Consider the following 518-nt stretch of genomic DNA (forward strand, 5'->3'; position numbering starts at 1 on the left):
AAGTCATGGAGTTACTACCAAAATATAACTCGGTGACAGAATGTCTGAATAATGTTTTTTAAAGCGAAATGACTATAAAGTTTTCAAAGTTCCTGAATCCAAAGGCATTTCTTTTAATGACTTTGATGAGATTGTTGGTTGCCTCCGGTTTGGCGTTGGAATAAGGCAATTCCATGGCGTTTATAGTCAATCAGTTTTAAACCAGTAATGCAGTAATTATGGTATACTAAAGTTATGGCATATGATTTAGATTTTAGAAAACGAGTGATTTCGTTTGTTCAAGACGAAGGTCATACTCGCAAAGAAGCTTGTCAGCTCTTTAATATTAGCACAAACACTCTCTATTTATGGGAGCAACAGTTAAAACATCGTGGAACTTTGGCAGTTAAAAAGCGTTCTCCACGTCCTAGAAAATTGCCACTGGAGCAACTTCAGAAGTTTGTCTCAGAGCATCCAGATGCCTTTCTCCGTGAAATAGCGGAACATTTTGACTGCACACCGCAGTCTGTTTGGGCTGC

Annotated in this window: 1 protein-coding gene and 1 pseudogene; one reads left to right on the forward strand and one right to left on the reverse strand. The window is 38.4% G+C overall.

The window, feature by feature from the left end; translation table 11 throughout:
* Positions 1-58 precede the first annotated feature (58 nt).
* A pseudogene (locus ACVPON_RS10115) lies at positions 59-184 on the reverse strand (transposase); the annotation flags it as partial.
* A gap of 50 nt (positions 185-234) precedes the next feature.
* Between ACVPON_RS10115 and ACVPON_RS10120 the strand changes: the two are divergent.
* The coding region (locus ACVPON_RS10120) for an IS630 transposase-related protein (protein WP_462878517.1) at positions 235-518 on the forward strand (284 nt) is incomplete at its 3' end.

Source organism: Streptococcus sp. 1F3 (assembly GCF_054968985.1).